13 protein-coding genes and 2 pseudogenes are annotated in these 14,354 nt (G+C 68.5%); 12 read left to right on the top strand and 3 right to left on the bottom strand.

Annotated features, from left to right (window positions below; genetic code table 11):
* Positions 1-98: 98 nt before the first annotated feature.
* From B1790_RS09570 to B1790_RS09600, 7 genes and pseudogenes are all read left to right on the top strand, one after another.
* Positions 99-1,103 carry a LacI family DNA-binding transcriptional regulator gene (locus B1790_RS09570; RefSeq protein ID WP_079922972.1) on the top strand — a complete coding sequence of 335 codons (1,005 nt, stop codon included), beginning with the start codon at positions 99-101 and terminating at the stop codon, positions 1,101-1,103.
* A gap of 89 nt (positions 1,104-1,192) precedes the next feature.
* Positions 1,193-2,041 carry a PfkB family carbohydrate kinase gene (locus B1790_RS09575; protein ID WP_079922995.1) on the top strand — a complete coding sequence of 283 codons (849 nt, stop codon included), beginning with the start codon at positions 1,193-1,195 and terminating at the stop codon, positions 2,039-2,041.
* 334 nt (positions 2,042-2,375) lie between these two features.
* Entirely contained in the window at positions 2,376-4,328 is a 1,953-nt protein-coding gene (locus B1790_RS09580) for a 2-oxoacid:acceptor oxidoreductase subunit alpha (protein WP_079922973.1), read from the top strand.
* Positions 4,325-5,401: a 2-oxoacid:ferredoxin oxidoreductase subunit beta gene (locus B1790_RS09585; protein WP_079922974.1), complete on the top strand. Its 1,077-nt coding sequence runs from the start codon at positions 4,325-4,327 to the stop codon at positions 5,399-5,401. Before B1790_RS09580 ends, B1790_RS09585 begins: the two co-directional genes overlap by 4 nt.
* Positions 5,373-5,960, top strand: a complete 588-nt coding sequence (gene mobA / locus B1790_RS09590; RefSeq protein WP_079922975.1) for a molybdenum cofactor guanylyltransferase — start codon at positions 5,373-5,375, stop codon at positions 5,958-5,960. The genes B1790_RS09585 and mobA overlap by 29 nt, the downstream gene beginning before the upstream one ends.
* Before the next feature lie 1,144 nt (positions 5,961-7,104).
* Positions 7,105-7,329, top strand: a pseudogene (locus tag B1790_RS09595) (transglycosylase family protein); the annotation flags it as partial.
* 226 nt (positions 7,330-7,555) lie between these two features.
* On the top strand, positions 7,556-8,065 hold the full coding sequence (locus B1790_RS09600) for a transglycosylase family protein (protein ID WP_369832320.1): 510 nt from the start codon (positions 7,556-7,558) through the stop codon (positions 8,063-8,065).
* Here B1790_RS09600 and B1790_RS09605 read toward each other — a convergent pair.
* Genes B1790_RS09605 through B1790_RS09615 form a run of 3 tightly spaced genes read right to left on the bottom strand, consistent with a single transcriptional unit; the run spans position 8,031 to position 10,120 of the window.
* The gene (locus B1790_RS09605) at positions 8,031-9,203 is read right to left on the bottom strand and encodes an FAD-dependent oxidoreductase (protein ID WP_079922976.1); all 1,173 of its coding nucleotides are present in this window, start codon (positions 9,201-9,203) and stop codon (positions 8,031-8,033) included. The two genes, B1790_RS09600 and B1790_RS09605, sit on opposite strands and share 35 nt — an antisense overlap.
* Positions 9,204-9,212: 9 nt before the next feature.
* Positions 9,213-9,734 (bottom strand): PaaI family thioesterase, encoded by a 522-nt coding sequence (locus tag B1790_RS09610; RefSeq protein WP_233165033.1) that lies wholly within the window; start codon positions 9,732-9,734, stop codon positions 9,213-9,215.
* Positions 9,731-10,120: a helix-turn-helix domain-containing protein gene (locus B1790_RS09615; RefSeq protein ID WP_233165034.1), complete on the bottom strand. Its 390-nt coding sequence runs from the start codon at positions 10,118-10,120 to the stop codon at positions 9,731-9,733. Before B1790_RS09615 ends, B1790_RS09610 begins: the two co-directional genes overlap by 4 nt.
* 18 nt (positions 10,121-10,138) lie before the next feature.
* Between B1790_RS09615 and B1790_RS09620 the strand changes: the two genes are divergently transcribed.
* The 5 genes and pseudogenes from B1790_RS09620 to B1790_RS09640 all read left to right on the top strand — a co-directional run.
* Entirely contained in the window at positions 10,139-11,509 is a 1,371-nt protein-coding gene (locus tag B1790_RS09620) for an MFS transporter (RefSeq protein ID WP_079922977.1), read from the top strand.
* 33 nt (positions 11,510-11,542) lie between these two features.
* Positions 11,543-12,052: a dimethylamine monooxygenase subunit DmmA family protein gene (locus B1790_RS09625; RefSeq protein ID WP_079922978.1), complete on the top strand. Its 510-nt coding sequence runs from the start codon at positions 11,543-11,545 to the stop codon at positions 12,050-12,052.
* Positions 12,049-12,984, top strand: coding sequence for a PDR/VanB family oxidoreductase (locus tag B1790_RS09630; RefSeq protein ID WP_079922979.1), 936 nt, complete (start codon positions 12,049-12,051; stop codon positions 12,982-12,984). The genes B1790_RS09625 and B1790_RS09630 overlap by 4 nt, the downstream gene beginning before the upstream one ends.
* Positions 12,981-13,967 (top strand): DUF3445 domain-containing protein, encoded by a 987-nt coding sequence (locus B1790_RS09635; RefSeq protein WP_233165035.1) that lies wholly within the window; start codon positions 12,981-12,983, stop codon positions 13,965-13,967. The genes B1790_RS09630 and B1790_RS09635 overlap by 4 nt, the downstream gene beginning before the upstream one ends.
* Positions 13,964-14,354: pseudogene (locus tag B1790_RS09640) on the top strand (S9 family peptidase); the annotation flags it as partial. The gene B1790_RS09635 and the pseudogene B1790_RS09640, both read left to right, overlap by 4 nt.

Consider the following 14,354-nt stretch of genomic DNA (forward strand, 5'->3'; position numbering starts at 1 on the left):
CAAAAACACCTCAGCGCGTTGGTGATTTGGGCGCGCTAATCCGCGGCTAGCGCGGCTGAACGCGCCGAAATCGCAAAGGGGAGGGCGAGGAGGGGGACATGCCGCATCGCTACAAGGTCCGCGAGATCGCCCAGCAGTCGGGCCTGAGCGAGGCGACCGTCGACCGCGTCCTCAACGACCGGCCCGGCGTGCGCGAGAACACCCGCGCCGAGGTCGCCCAGGCCATCGCCGACCTCGACAAGCAGCGCGCCCAACTCCGGCTCAACGGCCGCCGCTTCCTGGTCGACGTGGTGATGCAAACCCCGCAGCGGTTCTCCGACGCCTTCCGCGCCGCGATCGAAGCCGAGCTGCCCGCCTTCGCACCGGCCATGCTGAGGGCCCGCTTCCACCTCTGGGAGTCCGGGTCGACGGCGCAGATGGCCGAGATACTCGGCAAGATCCGCGGCAGCCACGGGGTGGTGCTGAAGGCGCAGGACGCTCCCGAGGTGACCGAGGCCGTCGACCGGCTGGTCGGCGCGGGCGTCCCCGTCGTCACCTATACGACCGACGTGCCGAACAGCGCACGCTGCGCCTACGTCGGCATCGACAACCACGGGGCCGGCGTCACCGCCGCCTACCTGATGGACCAGTGGCTGGGCTCGTCGACCTCAGGGGTGCTGATCACGTTGAGCGGCACGGTCTTTCGTGGGGAAGGTGAACGCGAGGTCGGCTTCCGGTCCGCGCTGCGCGGTTCCGGACGCGAGGTCGTCGAGGTCAGCGACAGCGACGGCATCGACGCCACCACCGAGCGACTGGTCCTCGACGCCCTGCAGCGGCACCCCGGTGTGGAGGCCGTCTACTCACCGGGCGGCGGCAACACCGCGACGGTCGCCGCCTTCGAGAAGATCGGAAGAGTCTGCCGGGTGTTCGTCGCCCACGACCTCGACGCCGACAACCGACGGTTGCTGCGCGACGGACGGATCTCGGTGGTCCTGCACAACGATCTGCGGGCCGACGCCAGGGTGGCGATGCGGCAGATCCTGCAGCACCACGGCGCCCTCCCCGCAGAACCGGCACGGCCGACGCCGATCCAGGTGATCACCCCGTTCAACCTGCCCGTCTGAGCGACGAGTCGTCGATTCCCAGCGTGGCCAGATACCATTTCGCCTCACGGCGACTCCGGTGCGCCGACGAAGAGCAGGAGATTCGAACGGTGCGGCCACAGCTCGTCGACGGCGTCACCGTCCTCGGCAACCTCGCAGTCGACCGGATCGACGGCGCGCCGCCCAGCCCCGGCGGCTGCGCCTCGTTCGCAGGCGTGGCGTTGGAGTACGCGGGCGGAGCTGGCCAGATCGTGGCCATGGGCGCCCAAGAAGACCATCAGTTGTTCACCGGCGTGCTCGACCGGTTCGGGTCGCTCGTCCGGATCATCGACTCCGACCGGACGGCCGGCTTCCGGCTGGACTACGTCGACGTCGACCACCGGGTCATGTCCGTCACCGCACTCGGCCCCATCTGGGGGACCGACGAGATCGAGACCGCCAACCCGGAGACCACCTGGGTGCACCTCGCGCCGCTGCTGCGCGCGGACTTCCCCGAGACCACGCTGGCGCTGCTCGCCGAACGTGGGCATCGCGTCGCCTACGACGGTCAGGGCCTCGTCCGCGCCGACCGGGTCGGCCCGCTCGCGGTGGACCGCGACTATCCGCATGGCCTGCTGCGCGACATCAGCGTGCTCAAGTTGGCCGAGGACGAAGCGGTCATCGTCGCAGACGGCGAGTTCGACGCCGCGACGGCCGAGCGGCTGGGCGTTCCCGAGATCCTGGTGACCCTTGGTTCGGAGGGGTGCGACATCTACACCGAGGGCGACGTCGTGCGGGTGCCAGCGGCATGGCGGGTCACCGGAGTACAAGCCACGGGCGCCGGGGACATGTTCACGTCGTGCTACGTGGCCAACCGGGCGGCCGGTGCCGGTCCGGTGGCGGCAGCGGAGCGAGCCAGCGAACTGGTTGCCCGCGAGCTCGAGAAGCGGCTGCCCGTCCCGTCGCCCGACAGGGTGTAGGCGCAGGTCGCGGCGGGTCAAACTCGACACCCGTCAAGTTTCTACCCGCGGGTAGCTTTCGTTCTTAGGATTAAGCTCGTCTCGAACGTGACGAAAACCACAAAACCGTCGTGGTCCTCCCGGCTTCACGGTCGTGAACTGCCGATTTGCGCACGCCTGCCGGACGGCTCGCGTGGCTGGTCGGTAAAGCCCAGCCTAAGAGCAGTGCAATAATCGGTACTGCTAGTGACAGATAAGAAGAGGTTGACGTCGACCCGGCGGCGCGGGCGCGAAAAGCGCTCTACCCGGCGACACGGCAATCCCTCTACTTCGTGAAGTGTGAAAGGCGGGGGTCGTGACTCTCAGCGGCAGCGAAGCCGGTACGAGTTCCTCCACTCGGCAGAAGCTCGAGAAGGTCGTCATCCGCTTCGCCGGTGACTCCGGCGACGGCATGCAGTTGACCGGTGACCGGTTCACCACGGAAGCTGCGCTGTTCGGCAACGACCTTGCGACGCAACCGAATTACCCCGCCGAGATCCGGGCACCACAGGGCACGCTGCCCGGCGTCTCGTCGTTCCAGATTCAGATCGCCGACTTCGACATCCTCACCGCAGGCGACCGCCCCGACGTGCTGGTCGCGATGAACCCGGCGGCGCTGAAGGCCAACGTGGGCGACCTGCCGCGCGGCGGTCTCGTCATCGCCAACTCCGACGAGTTCACCAAGCGCAACCTCGCGAAGGTGGGCTACGAGGCCAACCCGCTGGAAGACGACAGTCTGTCCGACTACGTCGTTCAGGCGGTTCCGATGACCACCCTGACGCTGGGTGCCGTCGAGAAGATCGGCGCCACGAAGAAGGACGGCTCGCGGGCCAAGAACATGTTCGCCCTCGGTCTGCTGTCGTGGATGTACAACCGCGAACTGGAACAGAGCGAAGTCTTCATTCGCGAGAAGTTCGCCCGCAAGCCCGAGATCGCCGAGGCCAACGTCCTCGCACTCAAGGCGGGTTGGTACTACGGCGAGACCACCGAGGCGTTCGGCACCACCTACGAGGTGTCGCCCGCCAAGCTCAAGTCCGGTGAATACCGTCAGGTCTCCGGCAACACGGCACTGGCCTACGGCATCGTCGTCGCGGGTCAACTGGCCAACACGCAGGTGATGCTCGGCAGCTACCCGATCACGCCGGCCTCGGACATCCTTCACGAGCTGTCCAAGCACAAGAACTTCAACGTCCTCACCTTCCAGGCGGAGGACGAGATCGCCGGCATCGGCGCGGCCCTCGGGGCGTCCTACGGCGGCGCGCTCGGCGTCACCAGCACCTCGGGCCCCGGCGTTGCGCTGAAGGCCGAGGCCATCGGCCTCGGGGTGATGGCCGAACTCCCGCTGCTGGTCGTGGACGTCCAGCGTGGCGGCCCCTCCACCGGGTTGCCGACCAAGACCGAGCAGGCAGACCTGATGCAGGCGCTCTACGGCCGCAACGGCGAATCCCCGGTCGCGGTGCTCGCACCCCAGTCGCCGTCGGACTGCTTCGAGATCGCCGTCGAGGCCGCCCGGATCGCGCTGACCTACCGCACGCCCGTGATCCTGCTGTCCGACGGAGCGATCGCCAACGGCTCCGAGCCGTGGCGCATCCCCGACGTCACCACCTTCGAAGCGATCGACCACACCTTCGCCAAGGAGGGTGAACCATTCCAGCCCTACGCCCGTGACCCGGAGACGCTCGCGCGTCAGTTCGCGGTCCCCGGTACGCCCGGTCTGGAACACCGCATCGGTGGCCTCGAGTCCGCCAACGGCTCCGGCAACATCTCCTACGAGCCCAAGAACCACGATCTGATGGTGCGTCTGCGCCAGGCCAAGATCGACGGCATCACCGTTCCCGACCTGGTCGTCGACGACCCGAGCGGCGAGGCGGAGTTGCTGATCGTCGGCTGGGGCAGTTCCTATGGTCCCATCGGTGAGGCGTGCCGACGCGCGCGGCGCAACGGCGTGAAGGTCGCCCACGCGCACCTGCGATACCTGAACCCGTTGCCCGGCAACCTCGGTGACGTCCTCCGCAAGTACCCGAACGTGGTGCTGCCGGAGATGAACCTCGGCCAGATGGCGCTGCTACTCCGCGGCAAGTACCTCGTGGACGTGCAGTCGGTGACGAAGGTGGAGGGCATGGCCTTCCTCGCCGAGGAAGTGGAGGGCATCATCGAATCGGCCCTCGACGGAACGTTGCGCGACAAGGAAACCGACAAGGCCAAGTTCGCCCGGTTGGCCGCGGCCACCATCGAAGTTCCAGTGACGGCCGAAGGAGCTGAAGAATGACTGACTTGATTGGTTCGGACCTGGGACTGACGGCGCTCACCAAGATCAGCGGTGTGCCGACGACCGACGAGCCGCAGAAGGCCAAGGACTTCGCCAGCGACCAGGAAGTGCGCTGGTGCCCCGGCTGCGGTGACTACGTCATCCTGAACACCATTCGCAGCTTCCTGCCCGAGCTCGGGCTCAAGCGCGAGAACATGGTGTTCGTCAGCGGCATCGGCTGCTCAAGCCGGTTCCCGTACTACCTCGAGACCTACGGCCTGCACTCCATCCACGGCCGCGCCCCGACCTTCGCCACCGGCCTGGCGTTGGCCCGCGACGACCTGTCGGTGTGGGTCGTCACCGGTGACGGTGATGCGCTGTCCATCGGCGGCAACCACCTGATCCACGCGCTGCGCCGCAACGTCAACATCACGATCCTGCTGTTCAACAACCGGATCTACGGCCTGACCAAGGGGCAGTACTCGCCGACCTCGGAGGTCGGCAAGGTCACCAAGACCTCGCCCATGGGTTCCATCGACCACCCCTTCAACCCGGTGTCACTGGCACTGGGAGCGGAGGCGACGTTCGTCGGTCGTGCGCTTGACTCGGACAAGAAGGGCCTGACCGAGGTGCTGCGGGCAGCCGCCAGCCACCGCGGCGCCGCACTCGTCGAGATCATGCAGGACTGCCCGATCTTCAACGACGGCTCCTTCGACGCGCTCCGCAAGGAGGGCTCCGAGGACCGGCTGGTCAACGTGAAGCACGGGGAACCGATCACCTTCGGCACCGATGGCGCGTACTGCGTCGTGAAGTCCGGCTTCGGCCTGGAGGTCGCCAAGACCGCCGACGTGTCGGCCGACGAGATCGTGGTGCACGACGCCACGATCGACGATCCCGCGTACGCGTTCGCACTGTCGCGCCTCTCCGAGCAGAACCTCGAACACACGGTCATGGGCATCTTCCGTCAGGTGAGCCGCCCGACGTATGACGAGATGGCACGCAATCAGGTGACCTCTGCGATGGAATCCAGGCCCCACGACACCTCCGCTCTGCAATCCTTGCTTCGTGGCAAGGACACCTGGAACGTCGAATAGCAGCACTCCGCTCGCCGGCATCGTCTTGGCGGGCGGAGCCTCGAGGCGAATGGGACGCGACAAGGCGACGCTGGAAGTCGCCGGTCGCACCTTCGTCGAACAGGCCGTGCTGACGCTCTCTGCTCGGTGCTCGCCGGTGTTCGTGGTCGCGGCACCGGGTCAGCCGTTGCCTGCGCTCGACGCCGAGGTGCTGCGCGACGACGTCCGTGGCGTCGGACCCCTCCTGGCCACGGCCAGGGGTCTTCGCGCCGCGGCCGACGCCGGACTGGAACGCGCCTTCGTGTGCGCCGTCGACATGCCGTATCTCACCGTGGACCTGATCGAGGAGCTGGTGGGCCCGTCCCTGCGGCTGGGTGCCGACGTGGTGCTCCCGTGGGACGGCCGCGACCACTACTTGGCCGGTGTCTACCGGACGGACCTCGCGGCGCGGGCCGACGCGTTGGTGGCCGCCGGTGAGCGCAGCATGCGTGCCCTGGTCGACATCGTCGACACCCAGCGCGTCGTGATGGGAGAGCAGCGCTCGTTGGCCAACGTGAACGCCCCCGCCGATCTGGGGTGACGACCCAGCAAATGGTCAATTGTGACGGCAACGGCGGTCCATTTCTCGGCTAGCGTTTTTATTCGCCAATCAGGTGACGTAATCGAGCGCTATTCGTGCGTTAATTCGTGATCTGCACGTGACGAGCCTCGGACGTTCCTATTCCGGTTCGTCATGGTAGATCGTTGTCGTACAACATGTTTGGTGGCCTAGGCTGGCATGTGGCGAGCGAAAGTCGGAGTGGCGCATTGGCTTCGCGGATTTCCGTGGTCATGGGTGCGGACTTTCCCGGTCTTCTTTCGGAGGGGCGGGCGCTGCGGCGGCTACGAAGGGGTCGACGCCCAGGCGGACACCGTGTGCATGTAGTCCATCAAATACGTTGTCGAGCAGTAGGTATCACGGACGGCCAAGCTCGAGGTCGACGTCCACCGCCGCGGTGCCGTCTGCCCGGTACGTATGTAATCCATTGTCGGACAGATGGTTTGGACCAGTGTCGCCGTACATGGATCCTTGGATCTCAGCGAACGAAATGAGTACCGAATCCCGCCGCGTCACCAATCATGCTGCTAGAGAGCCACTCTGAGTGATGGATGTGGCGTGTGTGGTTGCGATCGCGTGTGCCACGTCACATTCACGGCGTGATTTGAGTCACGATTGAGGTGCTGGGCGACAGTTTGTGCTGGTCCGCAGATCGCCATGATGACCTGCAACGATGCCGACATCAGTCGCCGTTATCGGATCGTTATCGAACGGCGACACCCGCCGCGGCAGGTTTCGTTTTCACACGCAACGTTTGTACCTTTCATGTGTCTCCTGAAACGGAGCAAATGAAACACAAACCACGAACCAGCGTGTGAGTGGGGCGGCCACAGGGCCCGGAGCGCTTCCGGTGTCGTGACCGCCGCCGGGTGAACTCCCGGCGTGGCCCTTCGAGCCGCCCGCTGTCGTGCCCGACCGAGACGGCCCGACCCAGAACCTCTCGCCTGTCTGACAGGCCGCACGCCCGCGCCTCCCGCGGGCGTCCCTTGGTGCGCGCGTGGCGAAAGGACAGAAGTTGAAGTTCATCCGCAAGACGTTTGGTATGGCCACCATCGCCGGGGCGCTCACCGTGGTTCCGATGGCGTCAATGCTGATGGGAGCCGGTACCGCGAATGCGGACGGCGGAGTGAACTGGGATGCCGTCGCGGCCTGCGAGTCGGGTGGCAACTGGTCGACCGCCACGGGCAACGGTTACTACGGAGGCCTGCAGTTCACGATGAGCACCTGGCGCTCCAACGGTGGCAGCGGTTCGCCGCACCAGGCCAGCAAGGACGAGCAGATCCGGGTGGCCAACAACGTGCTCAAGAGCCAGGGCATTGGCGCCTGGCCGGTCTGCGGACGTCGCGGGTAACCCGACGAACGAGCCTGCGAGAGCGGCGCTGGGCGACACGCCCGGCGCTGCTTTCTCGTTTGACCCTCCTACCTCAGCTTTCTCTGGCTTCCATCACGTCTCGGTAAAGAACTTTCGTCGCTTCTGTAACGCATGTGATCGACCCCACGAATTACCCGTTGACCGCGTCAATTAGCCACGGGCTACCGCGGTCCTCGTGTCAACCGGTCGGGGAAGGACCGCACTCGTGAAGATCCAGGGAAACCGCACCTCAGTGGTCAGGGGCCTGAAGCTCGTCCTGCTGACGGGCGCATTCGCGATCGTCATCATGGCGATATCGACAGGAATGTCCGCAGGTAACGCACATGCGGATTCGATGAACTGGGACGCCGTCGCACAGTGCGAGTCGGGCGGAAACTGGGCCGCCAGCACGGGCAACGGTCACTACGGCGGGCTGCAGTTCAAGCCGGCCACCTGGAGTTCCAACGGCGGCGTCGGATCCCCCGCCACGGCGTCGCGCGCCGAACAGATCCGCGTCGCCGAGAACGTCCTGGCCAGCCAGGGCCCGGGCGCCTGGCCCACGTGCGGCGTCAAGGGCGGCACCCCCGCCGTGTGGAACGTGTCGTCGATCAGCCCCGCGCAGCCGGCCACCGGCTGCCAGGCGATGCCCACCAAGGGACTGCTCGGCTTCATCAACCCCCGCCAGATGTGCTCGGCCCTGCTCAACCCGATGGGCGCTCTGACCGGTCGGAGCTGAGGACGAAGGCCGCGCGGCCGGCCACCGAGGCCAGATGCCGCCGAAGGACGGCCTCGGGTACCACCGCCGACGCGCGCATCGCCGCGGCGCCGAGGAGCGCGGGACGGGCATTGACGATCCGGCCGAACAATCTGGACTCGCGGGCCAACGCCATGGTCCGCGGGCGCCGCAGCTCGGTGAACCGGACGAACGCCCCCGGCAGGTCGTCGACCGCGTCCACGCAGTGCGCCAGCGTGGCGGCGTCCTCCAAGCCCTGACACCCGCCCTGACCGAGGTGGGGCCGCATCGGATGTGCGGCGTCGCCGACCAGGACGACGGGACCACGTGACCACTGGCGTGCCGGCTCGCGGTCGTAGAGGTCGCCACGGAGGACGTCGGCCGGGTCGGTGGCCGCCAGGAGCGCGGGAACGGGGTCTACCCAACTGCCGTACCTGGACCGCAGGTGGGCGAGTTCGCCGGCAGGGGAGACGCCGCCCTCGGGTTGACGCTCGGTGCCGAACCAATAGGTGTGGGTCGCGCCGAGCGGCACGTGCCCGAATTCGGTTCCAATGCCGACTGTCTCGCCGGCCAAGCTCGGGTCCAGTGCGTACTCGGCGATGCCGCGCCACGCGGTGTAGCCCGCGTATCGGCGGCGGAGGGTTCCGTTCAGATGGCGGGCCACCATGGATCCGACCCCGTCGGCACCGACCACCGCCGCGACCTCGCGGGTGCCGCCGTCCGACGTCGTCACCCTGACGCCCGTGGCGGTGAGGGCGAGTTCGCTTGCCGCCAGGCCTGATTCAACGGTGCCCTCAGTGAGCGCATCCGCCAGGATTCGGGTCAACACCGACCGCCGCACCACCACCAACGGCTCACCGAGTGCGGCCACGATCCGTTCCGGGGATGGCCGTCGCAGCCAGGTGCCGTCCGACCATCGCATCGCACCGGCGGACACCCGCCCACCCGACTCGCGGACGGCGTCGCCGAGACCGATGCGGTCGAGGGCGGCCAAGGCGTTGGGCCAGATGCTGATCGCCGTTCCGGACGAGGCGTCGACGCGCTCCTCGAGGACGGTGACGTGGTGGCCTCGGCGCTGCAATGCGACGGCGGTCGCCAGTCCGGAGATGCCCGCGCCGATGACGAGGAAGCGTCGGCTCACGGTTCGACGCTAGCCCGGCGTCGGGAGGTCGAACACCAGCAGGGTGCTCGTCGCCGTCGCGACGATCGCGCCGGATGCGTCGGTGACGACGCCCTCGGTGAAACCGATGCGCGACCCGGCCTTGACGACGGTGCCGGTCGCGGTCAGCGGTCCGCTGGAGGCTCGAACGCCCTTCAGATAGTTCACCTTGATCTCGATCGACGTGTAGCCCTTGCCCTGCGGCAGCGTGCTGTGCAACGCGCAGCCGGCCACCGAGTCCAGCAGGGTGCAGACCAATCCGCCGTGCACCGCGCCGATCGGGTTGTAGGCCGAGTCGTCGGGTTCGCAGGTGAAGACCACGCGGCCGGGTTCGACGGACTCCATCGCGAACGTCATCAGGCCCGAGATCGGTGGCGGCGGCAGCGTCCCGTCGACGATCGCGCGCAGGTAGTCGACGCCCGCCATGGACAGGCCCTTGGCCGTCGTGGGTGCGGGGTCGTGCCAGGTGACGACCTTCGAGCGCTTCTCGCCCCATCCATGGTCGTCGGTCACGTGGTCTCCTCGGATCTGACGAAGCGGCGGTAGCGGCTGCGGCGCAGCGGGTCGTCAAGGGCGACGGCGTGCTCGGCACCCCAGGTCAGCAGCGCGTCCAGTACGGGCAGCAGGCCGCGGCCCGACTCCGTCAGCCCGTACTCGTCGCGCCGGGGATGTTCCTGGTAGGCGGTCCGGTCGACGATGCCCGCCGCCTCCAACGTCTTGAGCCGGGCGGCGATCCGGTCGCGAGGCGCGCCGGTGCCCGCCACGATGTCACCGAAACGGCAAGCACCGAGGGCGATTTCGCGGACGACCAGCAACGCCCACTTCTCGCCGACGACGGTCATCGCGGCGGCGATCGGGCAGGGGCGGCCCGCGAGATCGGCGAGCGGCGTGGTCGACACGGTGTTAGCGTGCCAGGAGTGAGTTTGAAAATCAAACCTGTCAGGGCCGACGTCACGTCGCTCGTTCCGATCGCGGCGGGCACGGCACTGGTGCTCGTCACCTACGTCACGCCGATGGCCACGCTGACCGCGACCGTGGCCGGGCTCGGCGCCGGGGTCGCCGCAGGACCGTGGTTGCTCAACTCCATGTCGGTCGGTTTGGCCGCGGGCCTGCTGGCCGCGGGCGTCGTCGGTGACAACGTGGGCCGCCGTCGCGTCTACCTGGCCGGGCTCGTCGCGATGGCGATTGGGGCCGTCGCCTGCGGCGTGGCCTGGGAGGCGGTGGGATTCGTCGCGGGTCGAGTGCTCGAGGGCGTGGGTGGCGCGGCGGTGCTGGCCTGCGGTCTGGCGATCCTGGCCCACGACTTCACCGAACCGCGCCGCCGCACCCACGCGACCGCGGTGTGGGGCACCAGCGTCGGTCTGGGAATAACGGTGGGCGCGGTGCTGTCCGCCGCCGTCGGGGCGGCGCACTGGCGCGGGCCGTATCTGGCCGTCGCAGCGGTCGCGCTGGTCCTGCTGTGGCCCAGCCTGACTCGCATCGGCGAGTCACGCGCAGCCGGTCGACGCCGGCTCGACGGCGGCGGACTGGGCTTGTTCGCCTCGGCCATGATTCTGCTGGTGTGCGCGCTGACCCTTGGGCGCAACGGCATTCACCTGACGTCGGTGGTGCTCGGTGCCGCCGGGCTGCTGGCGCTGATCGGCTTCGGGGTCGTGGAAGCCCGCGTCCGCGACCCCCTCGTCGAGCCGAAGCTCCTTCGCCACAACCGCTTCCGGGCCGCCACCATCGGCTCCTTCGTCCTGGGCGCCGGCGTCATCGCCACCGTGTCGTTCGTTCCGACGCTGGCCCAGACGGGGCTGCGAGCCGGCATCTGGCCGGCAAGTCTGCTCGTCGTGGTGTGGTCGGGAACCAGCGTGGTGACGGCCTTCCTGTCCCGCCTCGTGCGGCATCCGATGACCGGGCCGGTGCCGATCGCCGTAGCCCTCGTCGTCGTCGCGGCAGGCCAAGCGCTCGGTTTCGGCGTGACGTCGGAGTCCAGCCCGTGGCGGCTGGTCCCGTCGCTGTTCGTGGCGGGCGTCGCGACGGGTCTGCTCAACGCCCTGCTGGGGCGCGAGGCCGTCGCCAGCGTGCACGCCGACCGGGCCGCGATGGGAAGCGGGGCCAACAACACGGCCCGCTACTTCGGTGCGGCGGTCGGCATCACCTCCTTCGTCGTCGTCGCCACCCACGTCGGTGACGACCTGGCCGCCGGCTGGAACGTGGCGATCGCGGTGTCGGCGGCGATCTCGCTGCTCGGCGCCGGTGCAGTGGCCCTGGCTGGACGCGCACCGCGCCACCCGCGCCCCTGACCCGGATGTGTGGTTTCCTCGAAGGAGACCGCCATGACGCCCGCCATCGAGTTCACCAGCGTGCCCCCGTGGGCCGTCGCGCCTCGCCGCGCCCCGGCCGACGTGTCGGGCCGGTACTGGACGGTGATCGCCTTCGCAGGTGGTGAGTCGATCGCCACCGAGTGGGTCGCACAGCTCAAGGGCCGTCATCCAGAGTCGGCCCCCCGCGTGCACCTGGTGTCCGACGATCTCGCGGCAACACGCGTGCTCGACGCCGACCTGGCCACAGCACGCGTCGGGTGGCGGCTGATGATGGCCGGTCCGGCCGACGCCTGCCTTCGGCTGCGGGCGCGCGCGCTTGGCATCGGGATCGGCGACGACGAGATCATCGTCGCCAGCACAGACGTCGCCCACCGAGACGTCTACTGCGCGCACTGCCGCACCGTGACCCGTGGTGCGGTGCCGCTCGGGGGCGTCGTCGCCTGCGACGGGTGCGGCCGTCGGCTCGCCGTCCAGGCCCACGTGTCGCGGCGGATCGGCGCCCACCTCGGAGTGCTGACGTGACGGAACTGGAGCTGGTCGTCGTCGCCGTCGACGACCGGATGCCGGACGTTCGCGCGGTGACGTTGGCGCGTTCCGACGGCGGCCCGCTGCCGCCGTACCCCGCGGGCAGCCACCTCGTCGTCGAATGCGGTCACGTGCTCAACGCGTACTCGCTCACCGGCGACGGCCTCGCCCCTACCAGCTATTCGATTTCAGTACTGCTGTGCCCCAACGGCTCTGGTGGGTCGACGTGGCTGCATCGCGAGCTGCGCGTCGGTGACACGGTCCTCGCCCGCGGACCCCGCAGTGCGTTCGCACCCGTGCTGCGCGCCAGGCGCCACCTCCTGGTGGCCGCGGGCATCGGGATCACCCCGATGGTGTCGCATCTACGCAGCGCGCGACGCTGGGGGCGCGATGTCGAACTGCTCTACGTACACCGCCCGGGTCGCGGCGCCCACGTCGACGACGTCGAGACGCTTGCGGGCGACGCGGTGATCTTCACCGATCGCGACTCCTTTACCGCGGCATTGATCCGGGCACTGGCGAACCAGCCGTTGGGAACCCACCTCTACATCTGCGGTCCAACGTCCTTCATGGACGACGTCACCGCGCGGGCGGTCGGCTTGGGCTGGCCCGCGAGTCGGGTGCACGTCGAGCACTTCGGCACCGATGCGTTCGACCCCGGCGAGCCGTTCGACGTGCATTTGAGCGTCACCGGCGACACCTTCACCGTCGAGTCGGGCGTCTCGCTGTTGACCGCCCTGCTGGCGCGGGGAGTCGACGTTCCGAACCTGTGCAGGCGGGGAGTATGTGGCGAATGCCGCGTCGCGGTCGAGGCAGGCGAGATACTGCACCGGGACCTTTATCTGAGCGAGCGGGAACGGGCGACCGGGGAGTCGATGATGTGCTGCGTGTCAAGGGCAGCCGGGGCGCGACTGGAGCTGTCATTGTGACCGGTGTCGCCCCGAAATCGTTGTCCACCTTCCCCTTTCCCTTTACCGACGACAGCTATCGGTACAGCACCAACCTCGCGCCTGCGGGTACCGCGGTGACGACCGCGACCGGCGGGTGGGGTGACGGGATCGTCGACGTCGACCGTGACTACGAGGCCGAGCTCGCCGAGCGGGCGACGATTCTGGCCGCCGACCCCGGCCGCCACGCCGTCCTGCCGCACATGCGGCCTGCGTGCTGGGACGCGATGCTCTTGCTGATGCGGGAACTGGCCACCACCTACCCCGGGGCCATGTCGCTGACCGGCGACGGCACCACATGGTGCTGGCGCAACGCCCGACTCGGGGTGGTGCAGGACTTCGTGTTCGGTGACGACTCGACCCTTCCTGCCGAGCCGTTGGCCTACGTCGCCGCCCAGATGCAGGAGGACGTGGTCCTGCTCGACCAGCGGGACGGCGATCTATTCGTCGACGCGGGCGTGGTGACGTTCGCGTCGGCCTGGTCGTTCGGATTCGACGTAGGGATGGAGTTCCTCGAAGTCCACGGACCCGTTCCGCGGCTGCGGGAGAGCGGCGTCGTCACGCGGGCCCGCGACTTCATCCTGCGCCTGCAACCGGGGGAGGCCTACCGGCGCACCAACTGGTCGATCGCGATGGGGCGCCGCCTGGACCAGTCGTTGGAGCGCTACCCGGAGTGGGTCTCCGATCGGGACCTGTCCGCCACCGCCGACGACGACGCGTTGAGCCGCCTTGCCCACCTGCGCGTCGAGGTGCAGCACCTCATCAGGTTGCCGGAGTCCGACGCAGTCTGCTTCCTGATCCGCACCTACCTCCTTGCGCTCGGCGACCTCGCCACCGTCGAGCCCTGGCGACATCGCACCGCGGCGGTACTCGCGGAGCTGCCGGAGGACCTGGCCGAGTACAAGGGTTTTGCCCCGCACCGCGACCGCATCGTCGCGTGGCTTCGCCGACACGGAGGACCATGACGTCACCCCTTTGCGACCTCGACGAGTTCCTGGCATTGCCGAGAGTTGCCGGGCTGGCGGTGTCCGCGGACGGCTCCCGGGCCGTCACCGGTGTCAGTGAGCTGAACGCGAAGCGCACCGAATTCGTCACCGCCATATGGGAACTCGACGTCGCCGGCGAGAAGCCGGCCCGGCGCTTGACCCGTGGCGCCAAGGGGGAGTCGGCGCCGGTGTTCACGGCAACCGGCGACCTGCTCTTCATCGCCACGCGCGTCGTCCCCGGCGCCGAGGGAACCGACGAGCCGACGGCGTCGCTGTGGCGCCTGCCCGCCGGCGGTGGGGAGGCCGTCGCCATCCTGGATCTGGCCGGCGGCGTCGAGGCGGTCCACGCCGCCCGCGCAGCCGACG

The sequence above is a fragment of the Mycobacterium sp. AT1 genome (genome assembly GCF_002043095.1).
Classification (GTDB): Bacteria; Actinomycetota; Actinomycetes; order Mycobacteriales; family Mycobacteriaceae; genus Mycobacterium.